This window comes from Acinetobacter sp. BIGb0196 (assembly GCF_011759595.1).
Classification (GTDB): Bacteria; Pseudomonadota; Gammaproteobacteria; order Pseudomonadales; family Moraxellaceae; genus Acinetobacter; species Acinetobacter guillouiae.
In genome coordinates, this window is sequence record NZ_JAAOZA010000002.1 from 1,035,829 (window position 1) to 1,055,074 (window position 19,246).

General features: G+C 38.0%; 21 protein-coding genes and 1 pseudogene. 8 read left to right on the forward strand and 14 right to left on the reverse strand.

All coding sequences use genetic code 11. The features are described 5' to 3' along the window. Window positions 1-266 precede the first annotated feature (266 nt). The 5 genes from FHR28_RS17605 to FHR28_RS17625 all read right to left on the reverse strand — a co-directional run bounded on the left by FHR28_RS17605 (window position 267) and on the right by FHR28_RS17625 (window position 4,039). Window positions 267-800 (reverse strand): GTP-binding protein, encoded by a 534-nt coding sequence (locus FHR28_RS17605; protein WP_105713274.1) that lies wholly within the window; start codon window positions 798-800, stop codon window positions 267-269. Between the two features lie 14 nt (window positions 801-814). After that, window positions 815-1,786 (reverse strand): hypothetical protein, encoded by a 972-nt coding sequence (locus FHR28_RS17610; protein ID WP_166783184.1) that lies wholly within the window; start codon window positions 1,784-1,786, stop codon window positions 815-817. A 457-nt stretch (window positions 1,787-2,243) separates the two neighbouring features. After that, window positions 2,244-2,903: a hypothetical protein gene (locus FHR28_RS17615; protein WP_056514768.1), complete on the reverse strand. Its 660-nt coding sequence runs from the start codon at window positions 2,901-2,903 to the stop codon at window positions 2,244-2,246. Between the two features lie 15 nt (window positions 2,904-2,918). Beyond that, the gene (locus FHR28_RS17620; protein WP_004722950.1) at window positions 2,919-3,359 is read right to left on the reverse strand and encodes a ClpXP protease specificity-enhancing factor; all 441 of its coding nucleotides are present in this window, start codon (window positions 3,357-3,359) and stop codon (window positions 2,919-2,921) included. A 26-nt stretch (window positions 3,360-3,385) separates the two neighbouring features. Continuing rightward, window positions 3,386-4,039, reverse strand: coding sequence for a glutathione S-transferase N-terminal domain-containing protein (locus FHR28_RS17625; protein ID WP_166783185.1), 654 nt, complete (start codon window positions 4,037-4,039; stop codon window positions 3,386-3,388). 170 nt (window positions 4,040-4,209) lie between these two features. On the opposite strand from FHR28_RS17625, the pseudogene FHR28_RS17630 reads away from it, so the two are divergent. Then, window positions 4,210-4,518: pseudogene (locus FHR28_RS17630) on the forward strand (hypothetical protein); the annotation flags it as partial. A gap of 176 nt (window positions 4,519-4,694) precedes the next feature. Here the strand turns inward: FHR28_RS17630 and rpsI are convergent. Together rpsI and rplM are read right to left on the reverse strand one after the other, a co-directional pair. After that, window positions 4,695-5,081, reverse strand: a complete 387-nt coding sequence (gene rpsI, locus FHR28_RS17635; RefSeq protein ID WP_004647927.1) for a 30S ribosomal protein S9 — start codon at window positions 5,079-5,081, stop codon at window positions 4,695-4,697. 12 nt (window positions 5,082-5,093) lie between these two features. Next, complete coding sequence (gene rplM, locus FHR28_RS17640) at window positions 5,094-5,522, reverse strand: 50S ribosomal protein L13 (RefSeq protein WP_004722943.1); 429 nt, start codon at window positions 5,520-5,522, stop codon at window positions 5,094-5,096. A gap of 251 nt (window positions 5,523-5,773) precedes the next feature. Here rplM and FHR28_RS17645 point away from each other — a divergent pair, with 251 nt between their 5' ends. The 5 genes from FHR28_RS17645 (at window position 5,774) to FHR28_RS17665 (ending at window position 10,334) form a co-directional block, all read left to right on the forward strand. Next, complete coding sequence (locus tag FHR28_RS17645) at window positions 5,774-6,205, forward strand: hypothetical protein (RefSeq protein WP_228722100.1); 432 nt, start codon at window positions 5,774-5,776, stop codon at window positions 6,203-6,205. Between the two features lie 568 nt (window positions 6,206-6,773). Next, complete coding sequence (gene pdxA / locus FHR28_RS17650) at window positions 6,774-7,745, forward strand: 4-hydroxythreonine-4-phosphate dehydrogenase PdxA (protein ID WP_166783186.1); 972 nt, start codon at window positions 6,774-6,776, stop codon at window positions 7,743-7,745. Window positions 7,746-7,793: 48 nt separating this feature from the next. Next, on the forward strand, window positions 7,794-8,645 hold the full coding sequence (locus FHR28_RS17655) for a pilus assembly protein PilJ (protein ID WP_166783187.1): 852 nt from the start codon (window positions 7,794-7,796) through the stop codon (window positions 8,643-8,645). Window positions 8,646-8,672: 27 nt separating this feature from the next. Continuing rightward, window positions 8,673-9,485 (forward strand): 16S rRNA (adenine(1518)-N(6)/adenine(1519)-N(6))-dimethyltransferase RsmA, encoded by an 813-nt coding sequence (rsmA, locus tag FHR28_RS17660; RefSeq protein ID WP_166783188.1) that lies wholly within the window; start codon window positions 8,673-8,675, stop codon window positions 9,483-9,485. Then, the gene (locus tag FHR28_RS17665; RefSeq protein WP_166783189.1) at window positions 9,486-10,334 is read left to right on the forward strand and encodes a symmetrical bis(5'-nucleosyl)-tetraphosphatase; all 849 of its coding nucleotides are present in this window, start codon (window positions 9,486-9,488) and stop codon (window positions 10,332-10,334) included. It begins immediately after the preceding gene. Between the two features lie 130 nt (window positions 10,335-10,464). Here the strand turns inward: FHR28_RS17665 and FHR28_RS17670 are convergent, their stop codons facing one another. The 5 genes from FHR28_RS17670 to hflX form a co-directional block, all read right to left on the reverse strand. Continuing rightward, window positions 10,465-10,911: a DUF2147 domain-containing protein gene (locus FHR28_RS17670; protein WP_154130747.1), complete on the reverse strand. Its 447-nt coding sequence runs from the start codon at window positions 10,909-10,911 to the stop codon at window positions 10,465-10,467. A gap of 52 nt (window positions 10,912-10,963) precedes the next feature. Further along, entirely contained in the window at window positions 10,964-11,407 is a 444-nt protein-coding gene (locus tag FHR28_RS17675) for a DUF2147 domain-containing protein (protein ID WP_004722935.1), read from the reverse strand. A gap of 94 nt (window positions 11,408-11,501) precedes the next feature. Beyond that, window positions 11,502-12,170 carry an LrgB family protein gene (locus tag FHR28_RS17680; protein WP_004722933.1) on the reverse strand — a complete coding sequence of 223 codons (669 nt, stop codon included), beginning with the start codon at window positions 12,168-12,170 and terminating at the stop codon, window positions 11,502-11,504. A 9-nt stretch (window positions 12,171-12,179) separates the two neighbouring features. Then, on the reverse strand, window positions 12,180-12,551 hold the full coding sequence (locus tag FHR28_RS17685) for a hypothetical protein (protein ID WP_034610058.1): 372 nt from the start codon (window positions 12,549-12,551) through the stop codon (window positions 12,180-12,182). Window positions 12,552-12,594: 43 nt separating this feature from the next. Beyond that, entirely contained in the window at window positions 12,595-13,926 is a 1,332-nt protein-coding gene (gene hflX, locus FHR28_RS17690; protein ID WP_004722930.1) for a ribosome rescue GTPase HflX, read from the reverse strand. Window positions 13,927-14,274: 348 nt separating this feature from the next. Between hflX and FHR28_RS17695 the strand changes: the two genes are divergently transcribed. Next, window positions 14,275-15,087, forward strand: coding sequence for a lysophospholipid acyltransferase family protein (locus FHR28_RS17695; RefSeq protein WP_056514743.1), 813 nt, complete (start codon window positions 14,275-14,277; stop codon window positions 15,085-15,087). A gap of 624 nt (window positions 15,088-15,711) precedes the next feature. Here the strand turns inward: FHR28_RS17695 and FHR28_RS17700 are convergent. Next, window positions 15,712-17,340 carry a phospholipase D family protein gene (locus FHR28_RS17700; protein WP_004722927.1) on the reverse strand — a complete coding sequence of 543 codons (1,629 nt, stop codon included), beginning with the start codon at window positions 17,338-17,340 and terminating at the stop codon, window positions 15,712-15,714. Window positions 17,341-17,502: 162 nt separating this feature from the next. Here FHR28_RS17700 and FHR28_RS17705 point away from each other — a divergent pair, with 162 nt between their 5' ends. Continuing rightward, on the forward strand, window positions 17,503-18,513 hold the full coding sequence (locus FHR28_RS17705) for a metallophosphoesterase (protein WP_166783190.1): 1,011 nt from the start codon (window positions 17,503-17,505) through the stop codon (window positions 18,511-18,513). A gap of 16 nt (window positions 18,514-18,529) precedes the next feature. Here the strand turns inward: FHR28_RS17705 and FHR28_RS17710 are convergent, their stop codons facing one another. Continuing rightward, a complete protein-coding gene (locus FHR28_RS17710) occupies window positions 18,530-19,111 on the reverse strand; it encodes a DUF4366 domain-containing protein (protein WP_166783191.1) in 582 nt (193 codons plus the stop codon). Between the last annotated feature and the right edge of the window lie 135 nt (window positions 19,112-19,246).

Below are 19,246 nucleotides of genomic sequence, written 5' to 3' on the forward strand. Positions count from 1 at the left end.
AAAATCTTTAGTTGGGCGAGGGGTACGTCCTATACCCCCACCCAACGGCGACATCCATGTCGCCCCGCGGTAGGATAACCATCTAGGATTCAAAGTACAAAAAATCAATTGATAACCAAAATTCCCTAAAAGTTCATATAAAACATAAGCTTAATTTATGATCAATGACTTGATAGATATCACTTATATGAATAATTAATTGGTTTAAATATAGTGACTTTTCAGTATCCGAATACGTTTACAGTAAGCGGATACATATCAATAGTCTATAAATATTTTACTTCTAATGTGGTGATTAAGGTTTCTAAGAGCAATAACACATCGGCTTTCTTGCGTGCATCAATAAAAAACACAGGTAAATTTAGATCGCGTTCCATCAACCATTGACGGTATTGGTGCGTTGGCTTATTCATATCATCATCGATATGGGTGACTCCAATCACAATGTTTTCACCATACTGTTTAAAAATATTGAGGTAATATTCAAGTTCATCTAAGGGTGTTGCTAAGCTATGATCAATCAACAAAATCGTACCAATCGCGCCTTTGCATATCACGCCCCACATAAAGTCAAAGCGACCTTGTCCTGGTGTGCCATACAGCCCAACTTTACTGCCATCATCAAGGGTTACTTCGCCATAATCGATTCCCACGGTTGTGTTTAGTTTTTTATGGCTACGATCATCGGTGTTAAATGCTTCAGTTGCTAATACAGGTACTTCTGATAATGATTTAATCGCTTCAGTTTTACCTGCCCCCATTGAACCTGCAAAAACAATTTTATACTTCTGAATAATCATCGTGTATTTATCCCTTAAAATTTAAATCGACTTTTTAATTTGTTAAAAAAGCTTTTTAAAACTCCTTTTTCTTCCGTTTGCTCAGTATCACTTGATGTTTTATCAAATAGGCTTTCTTTTGCTGAAATCAGTTCAGCGTTATGGATGGCTAAATTCGCAGCAACAAAGTGCTGCACGGTTGTGACTGGGATGTTGAGTTTGTCTGAGACGTGTTGAATCTCAGCCCCAGAAATAAAACATGCACTTAGTTGTAACAGTAATTTCTTATCCAGCTCATTGGGTTGAACCCAAAATTTGAGGCGATAATATTTATCAGCTGCAGGTACGGTAATTAAATTGGGATTTTTCCAAATCAGGTTAAATAACCAATTTTCTAAATTGAATTGTCGTTTACGAGAGACTTTTATAAAGTCCGCAGTGACTGCCGCGGTGTAGTGTATCGAGCGATCTGTTTGGTATTCTTCACGGGTAGCTTCTAGCCATGCCAGATGCGCATGATGGTCGATAATCGCAATCGTACCGAGATGATCATTTAATATAACTTTGCGGCTGTCGTGATGGAAAAGCGCTGCAAAAAAATCAATTTCTTTGATTTCAAGTTGATCATCAGCTTCATCATCTGGAGTTTGGCTAAGTTCAGATTGTTCTGTTTCAGTCTTATGCAGTAATTTGATATTGACCCAGTTTTTCAGTGTAAATTCGTCATAAATCGGGATGCAGAGTAAATTATCTTCAGCACTTTCTTTATGTTCACTATGTTTTGAAATTTTTAAATAAGGAATATTTTTATTTTGGATAATATTCTGGATATTATTATTTTCAAAAAACTGCTCATTGATCAAAATACAATTTATATTTTGATCTGAAACACTTGTCCAATTTATACCAATGTTGGTTGGTAAAATTTTTCTAAGTCTTATTTTAAGATCGTCAGAGGTGGTTAAACCTAAGCCTGAAATTGCGATATTGATACATTGATTGTTCATAATATCACTTATCTAATATTAAAAAATTAAAGTGTAAACTGTTTTTTAACGGTCGTAGTTAGTTTAAGTTAACGCTAGATTTGTTCTTTTTCCAGTAAAATCATTTTTTTAATGTTTAATTGCTTGGCATTTAATCAGTATATTTCTTGCATTATTATCCTCCTGTGTAAACTGTTAATTTTTCTTAACGTTTAGAGAGTTTCATGGCTTTAAATTAACATTAGTTATTATAAAAAATCTATCTTAAAGTTAAATAAATTGCTTAGTTATTTTTATCAATAAAAGCTTAACTTAATAGTAATTTGAATGTTTATTATGATTGTGCATATTTTATCATTTATAATATTATTACTGTGATTTTAATCACGTGAAATGATTAAAATTACTTAAGTATTTTTTACATGAAAAAAAGCGATCATTTCGATCGCTTTTTATAATTTTTGATTATCAGACTAAATTAAGCAAAAAGCTTCGTCGCTGCTTCAAAAAGAATATACAAAACCACAAGTGCCACCACAGGTTCTGCAATTTTAGCCCAAGTAGGATTTGCCGTTTCGGTTACTACGACTTCTTGGTGATCTGTATGAAGATCTGCTTTTTGAACATTGACCATTTGATTAAACTCCTTCATCGTTTCATCTAATGATATCTCTTCTTCAGGCACAGGTTGAGAGCCAATCAGTTCGGTTAGTTCGTTTGTTGACCAAACCCAATCTTTCGCCTGACCTGAGAGGTGCTCAATTTGCCCGATCACCAATTCTCGAAGACCTCGCTTACCTAAACTTCCTGCTGTTTCAAGCTGCTTTAATTCAGCAAGCTGTAGTTCAAGAATTTCCGTTGTTGCTGGTTCAAGTATAGATTTATCTAAACTGGATTTATTCTGAGTAGAGGTGGTGAGGTGTCGAGAAATTTCTTGGCTGTACAACTGATCTTGCGAAAGAATTTCTTGATACAACGCATCATCATCTTTACGCCATAGCGTAATGAGTTTACCCAACGTTAAAGCATTGAGTTCTTCAATATGTGCTATACGTTGAGCAGGCTCTAATTGAGATAATAGCTGAGGCTTTTGAATCTTTATCTGCTCAGCAAAGTATTGTACGAGATCAAAAGCCATTCAGTTCTCCTTGTTCTATTCTAAAATTCTTAAACTTGGTTTTTTCTTTGGTGCCTCAGTTTTAGTTTCTACTTCTTCACTAGTATTTGATTCTAAAACATCTTCATCTATTTGCACATTGGCATATTCATCAGGATCAAAGAATAATCCTTGTCCATTTTCGCGTGCATACAAGCCTAATACTGCATTTATAGGCACATAGATATCTTTAGATGCACCACTAAAACGAGCAGAGAAGGTAATTGCTTCATTGGTCATATTTAACATATGCACAGAATGTGGTGCGATGTTCAATACAATTTGCCCATCTTGTACAAATTGTTGTGGTACATCGGTATAGGGTTTGGTTGCGTCAACAAGTAAGTATGGCGTTAAATTGTTGTCGCAAATCCATTCATATATTGCGCGTGCAAGGTATGGTCGAGTTGGGGTTAAGTTCAATTCTTGTTCAGACATTAAAAAATACTCTATTGATTTGCGATCTAGAATTTTGCCAAAAATTCACTATATCTGTTTTTCTCTTTAAAAGTCATCGACTTTAAAAAAGCAGGGCGGCTAAAAATCCGTTGGCAATATAATAAAATTGGACGAGATTGCTGTTTCGGTAATTCAATTCCCATATGTTTTAACCGTATGAAAATTGGCGCTAACATGCAATCTAAAATTGTAAAGTTTTCAGACATAAAATAAGGATAATGTTGAAAAAGTGGGGTAAGGGATACCAAAGTATCTTTTAATTGTTCTTGTGCATTCTTTTTTGCAGCTTCATTAAGTGTGTCTGGGTGGCGTAGCATAATGTCTGCAAGTTTAAGCCAATCTTGTTCAAAGCGCCAAATATACTGTCTTTGCTCTGCGCGTGGTGCTGGGGCATCCGCATAGAGTTTATTTTGTCGATAACGGTCATCTAAGTATTCAGAAATAATACTGGTATTAAACAGCTTTAAATCATTTTCAATCAGCATAGGTAGTTGATTATATGGATTTAAACTGGCTAAATCTTCATCATCTTCTTCGACAATGATTAAGGTGTGTTTAATTTGTTTTTCTGCAAGAAGAAATCTAATCCAATGTGAACGAAAGTCATCCTCGTGGCTATACAACGTAATCCCTTGTTGAGGTGCATTTTCGACAGGCATATTCCAAAAACTAAGTGAAGTGAATAGAGTAGAATACTAAAAATAGACAATAAAATCATCTTAACTTTAATAAGCTTATGGTGGGTATTGCTATCAAGTAGATAGAAAACAAGGATAAACCTATGAATTTAATAAATAAGCACAGTAAATTAGCTTTGGCATTGCTGTTGATGATGAGTATTTCAAATACATATGCAAAGAAGCAATCTGTAGATGCTCAAGTACAAGAGGCTGCTGCTGAAGCAATTGAAGCCGCTGGAGCGGAAGTGGCTGGAGCAGGGGCCTTATGTAGTGCAGATGAGGCCTGTGATGTTGCGTCTGCTGCTTCTGAAGATGAAATGTATGGTGGGATCAAACAAGAATATGTCGTAAAAGGTTGTAAGGTGACGATCTATAATGATGGACCTGTGAAAATGGTCAATGTAAAGACTGATAAGCCATGTAATGCACCGCTTCCGAAAGATCATAAGTTTTCTAAGGAAACTCGAACTTATCAGGAAAATGGCTGTACGATTACAGAATCAAAAGCTGCCGATGGGATTACTGACGCTGTCATGGACTGTTCTAAACGAGATAAAACAAAGTAACTTCAAATAGTTAATCCATAAAAAACCTCGGCAAATGCCGAGGTTTTTTGTCCGATTCGGTAAACGAATTAACGTTTAGAGAATTGAGGACGTTTACGAGCTTTACGTAAACCAAGTTTCTTACGTTCAACTTCACGAGCATCACGAGTAACGAAACCAGCTTGACGAAGAGCAGGTTTTAAAGTCTCGTCAGAAGCGATCAATGCACGAGTAATACCGTGACGGATAGCGCCTGCTTGACCACCGATACCACCACCAGCAACAGTGATGTAAAGGTCAAATTTTTCAGTAACTTCTAAAAGCTCAAGTGGTTGACGAACAACCATACGAGCAGTTTCACGACCGAAATACTGTTCAAGAGTGCGGTTGTTGATTACGAGTTTACCAGTACCAGCTGATAGGAAAACACGTGCAGTTGCGGTCTTACGGCGACCTGTACCATAGTTAGTAGCCATGTGCTGTATCCCTTAGATGTCCAAAACTTGTGGCTGTTGAGCAGTATGAGGATGCTCAGTACCAGCGTACACTTTCATTTTCTTGATCATCGCGTAACCAAGAGGACCTTTTGGCAACATGCCTTTTACAGCACGTTCGAAGATTTCTTCTGGTTTATGAGCAACTAATTTTTCGAAATTAGTTTCACGAATACCACCAGGGAAACCAGTGTGGCGATAGTATTTCTTATCAAGTGATTTTTTACCAGTCACTTGTACTTGTTCAGCATTGATCACAACGATGTAGTCACCAGTGTCAACGTGAGGCGTATAAGAAGTTTTGTGTTTACCGCGTAAACGACGAGCGATTTCAGTCGCAAGGCGACCTAAAGTTTTGCCAGAAGCATCAACAACATACCAGTCGTGTTGAACTTCAGCTGGCTTAGCGCTGAGAGTTTTCATTAAACCACTACCTATTATAGTTGGTTTGGACTATGGAATCTGTCCAAACAAAAAGGAGTGCGAATTCTATCTGAAAAGAGTTAGAGTCGCAATTGAAATATTGAATTTCAAGCGCATCATTATATGGATAAACGTACCCAAAAGCAAAGCTTAGTTTGGATAAAATGTTGTAAGGTTTTCTGATTTATATTGGAATTGTGACGGGATTCATGAATAATTAAGGTGATATACAGAAAATAAGTCAGGCAAAAATGAAAATAATAAATTCAATAAAATTCGTTCTACTGCTATTGGGTATAGGTAACTTAAACCTGAGTTTTGCTCAAGCGGATTTGCAGGATCAGCAAGCCCAGTTCAATCAAATGAATCCAAAGAACATACTAAAAAATGAAAAAACATGGGAAAATGAAAAAATAAAACGATTAGGAAAAACCAAGGAAGAAAAAGCAGCAAGAAAACAACAGCGAGGAGAATTAGATACGATCTTGGATGCGAAATGGATGACTGTCGATTTTAGTGAAGAAATTCAATCCGCATATCCTTGCCAAGCGATTGGATTACTCATTCAAACGCAACACATCCCTATTGGTGAAGAAGTCGATGCGGTTGTGCAATGGAAGGATGATGACGATAAAAGCCGAAGTGGCGAATATACAGTTTATGGAAAAGTTGAACCTGATTAACGGGTTAGAATAATCTTTGATCAACATATTGCCCCAGCCAAGTGTGGGAAAGACGTTGAATCGATGTTTGATTTCACTAAAGTTGATCAAGAGCAAGCTCAACCAGAAACTCGGCCAGCGTCTAAAAGTAAGCTCTAAGCATTCTGTTTACGATGTGATATTCAATCCGTTAATTTTTATAGAATGAATTGCTAAAAGAATAGTCGTCGAATAGATAACTTTTTGACTTAGATTACAATGATGGAAGGAAATATGTAGGGCGGTATAGTTTTGCAAAGGATATTTCTTTTAGACTTTAAGCTTAAGCTGTAATAGAGCTAATTTTATTGCTGATTTACAGCATAAGTGATGTATTTTTATATATATTTTTTTCATTATAAATTTCAGCTCTCTAAAACTGAAATAGAAAAAATGTTTACAATTGAGTCGTATAGTTCTCTCGAGAAATTGTTTTGGTTAATTTTTTACATGTTTCCGTTATATTCGATATAAAAATGAACTTGAATTGGAAATGATAATTTAGAACCGATGTATACTGTCTCTGCAAGGTCTGTTAAAAGAGTTCTAGATGCTTCCTTTATATATAACCAGTGGTGAGCCTGCTGGCATTGGCCCAGATATTTGTTTAGATTTGGCAGATCGTATTGATGATCGCCCAGTTGTTGTATTGGCTGATATCAATATGTTGAGGGATCGTGCCAAAATTTTAAACAAAAGCGTTCAGCTTATTGAGTATCAAGGGCAGACGGAGTGTTTGGCTCAAGGTCAGCTCTATGTGGAACATGTTCCTTTAGCCGTGGATGTTGCTTTAGGGACGTTAAACTCGCAAAACTCTGCATATGTGATCGAACAATTACGCCGTACTGCATACTATGCCATGCAAGGCCTCAGTGTTGGTGTTGCTACAGCGCCAGTACAAAAGTCAATTATCAATGACGCAGGGATCCACTTCAGCGGTCATACGGAATATTACCAAGAGTTTGCAGGCGTGGAACGTGTGGTCATGATGCTTGCAACAAAAACCTTAAGAGTCGCTTTAGTGACCACGCATTTACCATTGCGGGATGTTGCAGATGCCATTACCAAACAGCGTCTCCATCAGGTAATTGATATTCTTATTCATGATTTAAAAACAAAATTTAAAATTAATCATCCGCGTATTTTAGTGTGTGGTTTAAACCCGCATGCTGGAGAGGGTGGCTACTTAGGTCATGAAGAAATTGATACGATCAATCCAGTGCTTGAAAGTTATCGAGTCCAAGGCATAGACATGAGTTTAAGTATGCCTGCTGATACCTTATTTACTGTGGATCATTTAAAAGATACTGATGCTGTTTTGGCGATGTATCACGATCAAGGTTTACCTGTGTTAAAATCGCAGGGATTTGGTGAAGCCATCAATATTACTTTAGGGTTACCTTTTATTCGTACCTCAGTTGATCATGGTACTGCGCTCTCCCTTGCAGGTACAGGCCTTGCAAAAAGTTCAAGTTTGCATGTCGCTGTCGATTTAGCGCTTGATCTCGCTCGCTCGAATTAACTTTATTGAATAATAATTTTTAAATTTTACATCGATGGAAAGTTAGTAATGTCAATCATTAAGCATAAGAACAACCATATAAAACCACAATCCATGAAGCGTTGCATAAAAAATAGCATAGCGGCTGTATTGATCGCCGCTATGCTATCTGCTTGCTCGAACCTTGCAATGGATCACAGTGTTTGTGATTTAAGGGTTTTGTCACTGCAAATTCCAAGACAGTCACAAGATGTTGTGCAATATGCTGGTTCACTCACTGTAGATAATTTAAAGAACAGCCAAGAAAAATTTAATCAAGCATTGGCAATAGTGCATAAAAAATATGCGAATCATAGTGGCATGGATAAAATGCTTAAAGACGGAGAAGCAATCAATGCTAATATTGATCTTCTGGTAAAGCATCGAGATAAACTAATGGCTTTACAAGACTTCAGTATTTTTGTTCAAGAAATTATACCTGGTATTCAAGCTGAATATAATTTAGTGGTAGATCGAATGGTCCGCTTAAATTATCCTTCAACTCAAGCTATCATTGCAAAAAATCAAGTTTTTTTGGGTGAGCGTGTATTACGTTCAATGCAAAAAATATCCAGAGGTGATGAAGATTCAGCAATCAATATGGAAGATTTTCTGGCTGATCTTGAGGTATTGAATATCTACCTTGAAGCACAACTTAAAGGAAATACTGAACTGGGTATAGATCGTGTTAAAGATGCAGAGATGCGTGAGGGCTTAGAGTCAATTCAAGAAGATGTTAAGAAAATCTCAGAGTCTGAGGTTATGAATCTTCTTAGAAAACCAGAGAATCTCGCTTTAGCATATAAAGCAGCGAGTGAAAATGTGACTAAATCTGATGAAATCTTTAATGGCCTAAGCAAGTTAGAGTCGAATACGCAATAGTGGTCATCAATCAATGTGGAGAATTTTATGTATCAAATTAATGCCCTAAACCCTAAAGATGAAGGGCATCATACGCGTAAGCGTTTTGGACAAAACTTCTTACATGACCAACGTGTGATTGCCAAAATTGTTCGTTCTGTTGCCCCACGATCAGGGGAAAATATTGTTGAAATTGGACCGGGTTTAGCCGCTTTAACTTCACCTTTAAATGGTGAATGTGACGCTTTGACTGTGCTAGAACTGGATCGTGACTTGGCAGCAGGCTTGCCGGGTCGAGTACCACATCCTGAACGGCTAACCATCATTGAAACTGATGCGTTAAAATATGATTTTACTGAATTATTTCAGGAAGGCCGTCCTTTACGTGTGGTTGGAAACCTACCTTATAATATTTCAACGCCTTTGCTTTTCCATCTTTTGGAATTTGGTGACAAAGTCAAAGACATGCATTTTATGTTGCAAAAAGAAGTGGTTGATCGTATTACCGCGTCTCCAAATACCAAAGAATATGGGCGTTTGTCGGTGATGATTCAATACTTTTGTAAACCTACTTTCTTGTTTGAAGTACCACCGGGATCATTCAATCCACCACCAAAAGTAACATCTGCGGTATTTCGTTTAGAGCCTTATGCGATTAAACCAATTGTTGCTAAAAGTGAAAAAGCCTTGGCTCGTTTGGTATCGCATGTGTTTACACAACGCCGAAAAACGCTACGTAATAGCTTAAAAGGCATGTTGGTAGAAGACGGTTTTGAAAATGCTGGTGTAGATCCAATGGCACGTCCAGAAACCTTAACATTGGCTCAGTTTGTTGCATTATCTGACCAAATGGTGGCTTAAATGGCACTGGAAAAAGTCAGATATAATTATGTGATTGGCGATGTACAAGGGTGTTTTGAAGCACTGAAAGCACTACTCAAAGAAATCCAGTTCGATGCTGATCAAGATTTTATTTGGTTTGCGGGCGATTTAATCGCCCGTGGTGAAAACTCAGTGGGTGCATTACGCTTTATCAAAAAATTATGCGAACAAGGCAATGCTGCGACAGTCCTTGGCAATCATGATTTAAATTTGCTGGCGGTTGCACGTGGGATCAAAAAGCTCAAAGAAAAAGACCATATTGATGATGTCATTCATGCTTTAGAAAGTGATGAATTGGTTGATTGGTTGCGTAAACAGCCTTTGTGTTTATTTCCCAATGAAAAGACGATTTTGACCCATGCGGGTATCCCGAATATTTGGGATGCGGAAAAGACCGTAGCGTTGGCCAAAGAAGTGCAAGCAGTCTTAGCGCATGATGACTTTGCTGTGCTTGATTCATTTCTAAAAGAGATGTATGGCACTGAACCAGATTTATGGGGTGATGATTTACAAGGTCATGCTCGCTTACGCTGTATTACCAATTATCTAACCCGTATGCGGCTGACAGATGCACAAGGTCGTTTAGAGTTTAGCTTTAAAGATGCTTTAGATGAGCCGATGCCAGTCGGTTTTCAGCCATGGTTTAAATTTGAATCACAGACAGCAAAAACTCATCAAATCGTTTTTGGACATTGGGCAGCGTTGCAAGGTGAGCGTATCAATGCGCAAATCCAAAATGTCGATGGTGGCTGTGTCTGGGGGCATCAACTGCTGGCTTATCGACTAGAGGATCAAAAACTTTTTAGTGTCGATAATCCTGTTTTTTGATATGAATAAAGCCACAAGATGTGGCTTTTATTTTGGATAATTTCACGAGATTCAAGCATAGTGTTAATGTGCCATTTTCAATGATTTTAATCTTTTAAATGGTGGGTTTGTCTATCAACTGAAAAGCAAATTATTCTTGTCGAATCCATGTTTGACTTCGACCAATCAGCGAAATACCAAGATAGCCACGTAAGGTCAGGCGGTTTCCACTTGCATTTAAGCGGGCTTTACCGTGATAAATTTTTCCTCCACGAGGATCCAGAACTTCACCACCAATATAGTTGTTTGGGTTATTTGGATCAGCTTTTAACTTTTGTAAAATGGTTAAGCCAATAATCGGTTTATTGGTAAAGGGGGCGGGGCAATTGCGGCATTGTGTTAAAGCCGTTTCACCGGGTGCAGGAAAATCTTTAATGATTTTCCCGATATAAGTATCATCTTTTAGTTTCTCGATTTGAATATGTGCGCGAACATAACCTGTTTTATCATCAACAGTGCGCCATGTGCCAGTGATGTCAGCTGCATGTGTCCAGCTGATCATTCCCAGTAGCATACAACTGAAAATTCCTTTTTTCATAAGCATACCTATTTTCTTTTAAGTTTAAATGTTGTGATTCGTGAATAAGACCTTATTCACGAATCCAAGTTTGACTACGACCAAGTGCAGATACCCCTACATAACCTCTTAACATTAAGCGATTACCGTTTGAGTTGAGTTTGGCTTTCATGGAGTAAATTTTACCTGTAAGTGGGTCAATAATTTTTCCACCGACATAATCTTCTTCACTGGTTTGTTTGAGATTTTTAAGAACATCCATACCTAAAATCGGTTTATTGGTATAAGGCGCTGGACAGTCTATACAGGTTTCTTTTGGAGTATAACCAGGACGTGGGGTAATTTTGATGATTTTACCAGTATATGTGCCATTGGCTTCTTTGCGTATTTCAAGCACAGCTTTAGATGAGCCAGTTTTATCATCGATATTTTTCCAAATACCGGTGATATCTTTTGCCATACTGCTACAGCTTAAAACAGAAAATAATGTCCCTAAGATGAACTTATTAAACCTCATTTATTGATTCCTTATCAAAATGGGGGAAAGAATAGTTCATCTTAAGCTGAATAATTACTCTAGGCAATCATGTGAAAAGTAAACTAAATCACATTTATTTTATAAAAAGTATAAAGGTTGGCAGCCAGATGGCTGTAAACACCGCATTTACTGCCATTCCAAAGGCTGCATAACGACCTGCAACCGCGCCACGTTGCCAAGCTTGGGCCGTTCCGATGGCATGTGCAGCCAGTCCTAAAGCCAAGCCAGACGCGCGTTCATCATTAATATTGCGTAAAATAATCGATGAAAATGCGGCCCCAATCACGCCCGATAAAATGACGATCAAAATCACCAATGTGACTGGTGAGTGCAATAAAGTTGCAATATTGATTGCAATTGGGGTAGTCACAGCACGTGTAGCAAAGGCCATAATGGTCGGTTCCGACATATGCAGTAAATAAGCCAAGCTCATGGGTAATGCGACAGCACTGATACTGGCAAACACCAAGATCCCCACAACAGATTTCAGTGGTAAATCATCATAACGCATTGCCGCTAATGGAATAGCCAAGGCCACAGTGACATAACCGAGTAGGTGGCTAAATAGACCATTCATATCGGTATTGTATTTTTCATAAGGAATTTTAAAGATCATTAAAATTCCAATTACAAAAAACATGCCAATGACCAGAAGCGGAATTTGAGGAAAGCGTTTATTAATTGGTTTCGCTGCCAAATAGGCAATTAGCGTGATTAAAAACCCAGTGAGTACACTTAACATATCAGCCTCCTATAGCCACTTCTTCGCCATTTTTGCATAAATCCAGAGTGGAATCAGTGTGCTGACAAACATCACAACCAGAAATAATGGGATCTCTTTTCCCATACTGACCAGCATGATTAATGAACCCGCGCATATCGGTAAGAAAGCAAAGCCACTTTCTCTCATTAATTTATTATTGGTATCGACCAGACGGGCAGGGATTTTTTTGAATCTACGCCATAAAACCAACACAAACAGTAAGCTGAGTAGACCTGTTAAATTGCCCAATTCAGGATGATTAAATTGTGACATCACCAACACAGAAGCTTCACGAAAGAAGATGATAAGTCCTATTGTGAAGATCCATGCTTGCCAATCGATACCTTTTAACTGATCCATGTGTGTTTATTTATAAAAATTGATCTTTCACGTTTTAACCGATTTAGCGCTTTATTTCAAACTCTTCTAACGGCCTTTTAAATTGTTCTGCCTTATTTCCAAGGATTTCAACGAGCGGTAAATGTGCCTGATTGATGAGCTGTTCCAGTTTTTGTGGTGCCATGGCAACCACCAATTGTAAGTTGCCTTCATCATCATAATGCTCAGATTCGATGACGTTAAGATCGTAAAGTTGATTTTTTAACTTGCCATAAGCGGGTTTTAATTGCAGTTCAAAACGTTGAATTTGCCCCATCAAACATTCATGGACCGCTTTACGTAACAAGTCTAAACCTTGTTGTGTATGGGCTGAAACATAAACACGTTCAGGTTGGTGCGGTTTGGCATAAACGATTTTGGCTTCTTCGCCGCTTTGATCGATCTTGTTATAAACTCTTAATATCGGAACATCTGCGCCAATTTCATTTAACACCGTTTCTACAGCATCAATCTGTTCCATGACATCTGGACTACTCGAATCGATGATATGTAATAGTAAAGAGGCTTCTAAAGTTTCTTCCAAAGTTGCCTTAAAGGATTCGACTAAAGAATGAGCGAGATTGCGCACAAAACCAACAGTGTCTGCAAGAACAAGCGTGCCAATACCATCCCAATCTAAACGGCGTAAGGTTGGGTCGAGTGTGGCAAATAATTGATCCGCTGCATAAACATCACTATTTGCTAAAATATTAAAAAGTGTTGATTTGCCTGCGTTGGTATAACCGACCAAAGACACGGTTGGGATATTGGCTTTTTGGCGAGCAGCACGACCTTGAATTCGTGTTTTTCGGACTTTTTCCAGACGATCTTTGAGCTGTTCCATACGGATGCGTAATAGACGTCGATCTGTTTCAAGTAAGGTTTCACCGGGTCCACGTAGACCAATACCGCCTTTCTGACTGTCTAGATTACTACGACTGCGGACTAAACGTGATGAAAGGTGATCTAACTGAGCCAATTCAACTTGCAGCTTACCTTCATGGGTACGGGCACGTTGCGCAAAAATATCAAGAATCAAACCCGTACGGTCAATCACACGACATTTTAAAATACGTTCTAAATTACGTTCCTGAGCGGGTGACAGTGCTTGGTCGAAAATAACCAACTCCACTTCATCTGCCTCAACTTGTTCAGCAATTTCTTCTGCTTTACCTGAACCAATAAAGAACTTAGGATCGGGTTTAATCCGTTGTACGCTTAAATGCTCTAATATATCCGCGCCCGCAGATTTAGCCAGTAATCGAAATTCTTCTGCATCAAGATCTTCTAAGATTTGAACATTCACACTGACTAAAATGGTTTTTTCACCACCTTGATTTTGATCAAAGTATTCCACAGATTGTAAAACTCAGACATTAGATTAGAAAAATCATTCTAAAGGATATTCCGTGTGAAATCCTAAGCCGTATGCAAAGTATTGCAATAAAATTATAAATATATGAATTTATGGTGAAATCTTAATTTGGGTTTTCCTGTTGTTTTAACGGGGGAGTTAAAATTTAGTAAAAATGTATAGCTGCTTGATGGAGCGCAAATTTTGCTACAATTTAGGGTTGAGCTGATTTGGCTATTCATTTCGCACAGTAAATCAATGTTGTTGTCTTTATGATGAATGCAAGTTGATTTAGATATGTATACAATAGTGTCAGTTTAATATGACATACATTTTGTTTAGTGAATATCTATGACTCAACAACAAGCAATCAAAAAGTCAAAATCATCGAAATTAAGTGCTTTATCTAAAGTCTTTTTGTACAGTAAAAAACTGGTATCAGGAACATCTGCTGTTGCAGAAGGCTTTTATCTGGTTTACCGCCATCAACTCTATAAAGATCCGAATAATCCTAAAAATACCCGTTATGTGCAGTATTTTTGTCGCCGTTTAAGTGAAGTATTTAATGTCGACGTGCGTGTACATGGCGATATTCCGCGTGAACCAGCATTGTGGGTGAGTAATCATATTTCATGGTTGGATATTGCTGTTTTAGGTTCAGGGGCACGGGTATTCTTTTTAGCGAAAGCTGAAATTGAAAAATGGCCAGTTTTTGGCAATTTGGCTAAAGGTGGTGGAACCTTATTTATTAAACGTGGTTCAGGGGATTCGGTGCGTATTCGAGAGCAAATCGCTGAGTTCTTAAGTAAAGATATTCCAGTGTTGTTTTTCCCTGAAGCAACGACCACAGATGGTTCAAAAGTCAAAAAAGTACATGGTCGGATCTTAGGCGCAGCAATCGAAGCCAAGAAACCTGTACAAGTATGTGTGATTTGCTATGTAAATCAACATGGGCAATTAGATACCGTAGTGCCTTTTATTGGTGAAACCACATTTGTCGAACATGTCCAAGCTGTGCTGGAAATGCCAAAGGTTGTGGCGCATCTCAAAACTTTTCCTGCGATTGCAACAGAAGGGCATACGGTTGAAAGTCTGACGCAACAAGTGCAAGTGATGATGCAAAAAGGTTTGGAAGATCTACAGAAAGAAGTCCTAACAGATTAACGATCTATTCAAAATGATGTCTCTGACTGTTTTGAATAGGCCAAGGGAAGCTGTCTGCGAGAGTGTGTAGGTTTATAAAACGTCTTTATTCTTTATCAGAATAGATGATCATGATCTTTAATCAGCAGGCAGAATATTTGTCACTGGAGCATAGTCATAACGAGGATTGTTCGAAAAAGAAAAAGTTAGGACGCCTGATTCCAGATTCAAAAATACAGTGAAGGCATTATTTTTTCTCAACGATATTGCCTCACTCATGCTCAACGTTTTTTAGATATTATACCGATCAATATTATTAACTTGACATAAATAAAATGGTTTTTGCTTTTTCCATCAGCCGATTTTACCTGACATCGCTATCGCGTTTGGCGGCATGGATGCCGCCGTTGGTCAAGGGCGATAAGGATATCCCCTTTGACCAACATGAGCAAAAACAAAGCACGGCTTTGTTTGCAGCGCAAGTTTTGGCATTGCCCGAGAAAAGTAGAGCATCGCCTACGCAAATCGATCTAAACTTTTCTCAAAATATAAGGCAGTGAAAACACCATGTATTATGCAAATTTTCATGAATGGTCTTACTTTGCTTATTCAGTGCTTATACCATATATGTGAAACTATTCAGGATTACATAAAGCCCTCAATCGGCAACCAAGAAATCACCTTAATTCCTGCTTTTTGCCACCACTTCATTTTTGGCTCTTTTCTTAAAGTGACAATGCCTTGAGGCGTTTCTTTGAGCCAATTGATTTTATTCTGTGAATCTAAAACCAGCTTATAAGCATATTTTTTTAAATTATCGTCCATAGTTTTATGTACGGCAATCGCCAACGGTGGGCTATTGATAATGACCCCAATCTCAGTATTTAAGTTGGCTGAACGTGGGTCGAAATTAAATGAGCCAATAAACACTTGTTTATTATCTACAGCCATCAGTTTGGCATGCAAGCTAGAACGGCTTAAGCCTTTTAAGCTAACTTTGGCTTTCTTTGAGATTTCTTCTGAATTGGCGTAGAGATTCTCTTCAGAAACGGCAGGCAGAAACTCATAAAGCTCGACACCATTTTTTAATAAATTATCTCGATATTTTGCATAAAATGCATGCACCAACGCGACATCATTGGCTTTAAATGAATTGGTCAGGACACGTACTTTAACGCCCTCATCTGCCAACTCAACCAGTTTCTTTGCCCCTTTTTTTTGCGGAACAAAATAAGCAGAAATCAGATCGACATTTTGAGTCGGGATATCTAAGCGCTTCACCATTTGGAAGTTAAGATGCTGTTCTTTTTTTGCTTTGGCCTGAATTTTATCAGGAGCATCTTTGACCACCTCTGCTTTGACCCAATCCAGTTGAATATTCTGATTGAGCCACTGATCAAAAGCATGGGTGCGATTACTTAAATTCAAATAATTTTGAACCGTAATTTCTTGGTAATGATGGGTTAATTGTTCTTTTAGGCTGTCATAACGTAAGGTGTAGGTACTGTGATTGACAATATTTCTCACTGGATAAGCGTAGCTATGATTCCAGTATTCGTCAAAGGAGTGGGTAATATCATCTACCGCTTGCCCCACCAGCATGACATCTACATCTGAAAATTGGTAATTGTCACTGACGTTATAATATTGATTACTCATATTACGTCCGCCAATTAATGAAATTTGATTGTCAGCAGTAAAGGTCTTGTTATGCATGCGACGATTGATACGTTTTAAATCCAGCACCATGTCTATGGGGCGAATACTTCTAAAACGGTAAGGGTTAAATAGTTTTACTTCAATGTTTGGGTGTTGATCTAAGGCGAGATAAACCCCTTCCATTTGTTTGGCATTATTATCATCAATCAGTAAACGAACTTTAACACCGCGATCTGCGGCTTCAATAATTTTGTATAAAGCCAATGAGCCAATTTTGTCATTGTCCCAAATGTAATATTGCAAATCTAAAGTTTTTTGTGCTTTTTCAATTAAATTGATGCGTGCTGCGATTGCTTCCAGCGGATCATAAAGAACGTGATAACCGGTTAACTCAGGGTTTTGCGCTTTTAATGGAGAAATAATTTGCGCCAAAGGGGTGTCTTTGGTGTCTATATCGTAGGCATATTCGGGTTTAATATTTTCTTGTCGAGGTAGGGTTGAGCAGGCAGAAAGGCTGAGTAATAGGCAAGAACCGATCATCACCCAATATTTTGAAGCATGGTGATTGTGAGCTTTTTGCTGTAATTGGGTATTACGATTGATCGTTCTTTGCATAATATTTTCTAAGATTTCTCAGAGCTAGAGTATAATTGCCTGAGGATATATTGACAATTCGTCGATGTTTGCCGAAATGCAATCCATTTATGAAATGCCAATGTAGCCTTTTCAAAAGATAAATAAAGAGATGACAAGTACACGCGACTTGCGAGATTGAATATGTTTCCAACCCTAACTGTTACATCAATTTTTTATCTCTGCTTCATTGTGCTTGCGATATGGGGAATAAGCCAAGCATGGTTAAGTCAATCTAGAACTGAAACGATCCATCCTTTTAAGTCTTTCGTCCATTTACTGGCATTCTACCTGTCTTATTTATTAATTCCGTTGTTATTTTTTAGCATTTATGCAGGTTATATCGGAAAATTCTCATTACATGAAAGTATTTTTATTTTCTTGCTTAGTGCATTGCTGATTTATGCACGCTTTATTGAACCACATCGAGTTCATGTTCAGCATATACAATATTCGTTGGGGCAGGAGAAAACCTTCACTCAACCGATTAAAGTTGCGTTGCTTGCTGATTTACACATTGGTCTGTTTTCTGGACATGAGCGTCAGCTTAAAACAATTGTCAAAAAAATTAATTTGGCTCAACCCGATTTTGTCGTGGTTGCAGGGGATTGGACCTATGAACCTGAAAATAAATTGGTTGAAGAACTGGCGATTTTAAAACAGATCGAAGCTCCGGTTTATTCAGTAAATGGTAATCATGATGAGCAGTATCCAGGACCACCGATTCAAGCCTTATTGGCCAGTGCCTTAGAGGCCAATAACGTGATGGATATTGAAGGTAAAATTGTTGAATTTGATGATTTTCGCTTAATCGGTGTCGGGGATTTATGGGCTGGCAAGGTGGATATGCGTTATATGCCCGATTTACCTCAAGACAAGCCGTGGTTAATTTTGTCACATAACCCTGATACGGTAGATATGGTGCCACAGTTGCCTACACGTCCGTTGATGCTGTCAGGGCATACTCATGGTGGGCAAGTTGAATTGCCGTGGTTGACCAGTTATGTGATGAAAAAAGTTTCTATCCTCGGTCATAAACGAGGCTTGTATCAGCATGAAAATGCCGATGTATTTGTCAGTGTCGGTACCGGTATGGTGGGTGTACCTTTTCGGTTTAGAGTACCACCAACCATTGATATTATTGAGCTGAGTTAATTTTCATACTGATCAATCATGTTTTAAAATAGTAAAAGGCTGCAATCCCAATCAAAACAAGAAACCCAATCAATAACAGCATGCTGCTGGACTTATTCTGATGATTCAAGTCTTCCACCCCTGAGGTTTGAACCGAAGCGTGAGTAGGGCTTGTTGAATCATAAGATGAAGACTTTGCTTGTGATGAGGTATTTTGCGTCTCTCCTTGCATAAAATTTTCGGCAAATTTGGATAAAGCATCTGGTTGAGTCAAATCGATTTGGAATTGTTTTTTAATCTCTTGCCAGTCGGGATGTTGATCATTGATTTCAATGGTCTTACCATCCTGATTGGTCATTTTCACCGTACTAGATGAAAAGTTGAATTCAAAAGATTTGCTTTCATTTTTTATATTTGGCATTTCGCCCGATAAAATTTGAGGGTTTGCTTTAAAAGCCTGAAGCGCATCTGGTGATTCATGCAGGATGCGGACTAAATTTTTTGCTGCGGTTGGATCTAGCTGAAGGTGTGCAATAAGGAATTGTTCAGCCTGTTCTGTTTGATGGTGTTCAAGCAGATCAAGCAATGTTTGTAATTGTGTTTGATTCAATTGGTACATACGCATCTCGAATAATTTAAATGATGAGAACAATAGCGTTTAGTTGAATGGCTTTCTTTTGACTGTTTTAAACTTTATTAATCATCCTGCATTGCACATTCAATTTTATTGCCGTGTTAAATTTTATCGCGGTGT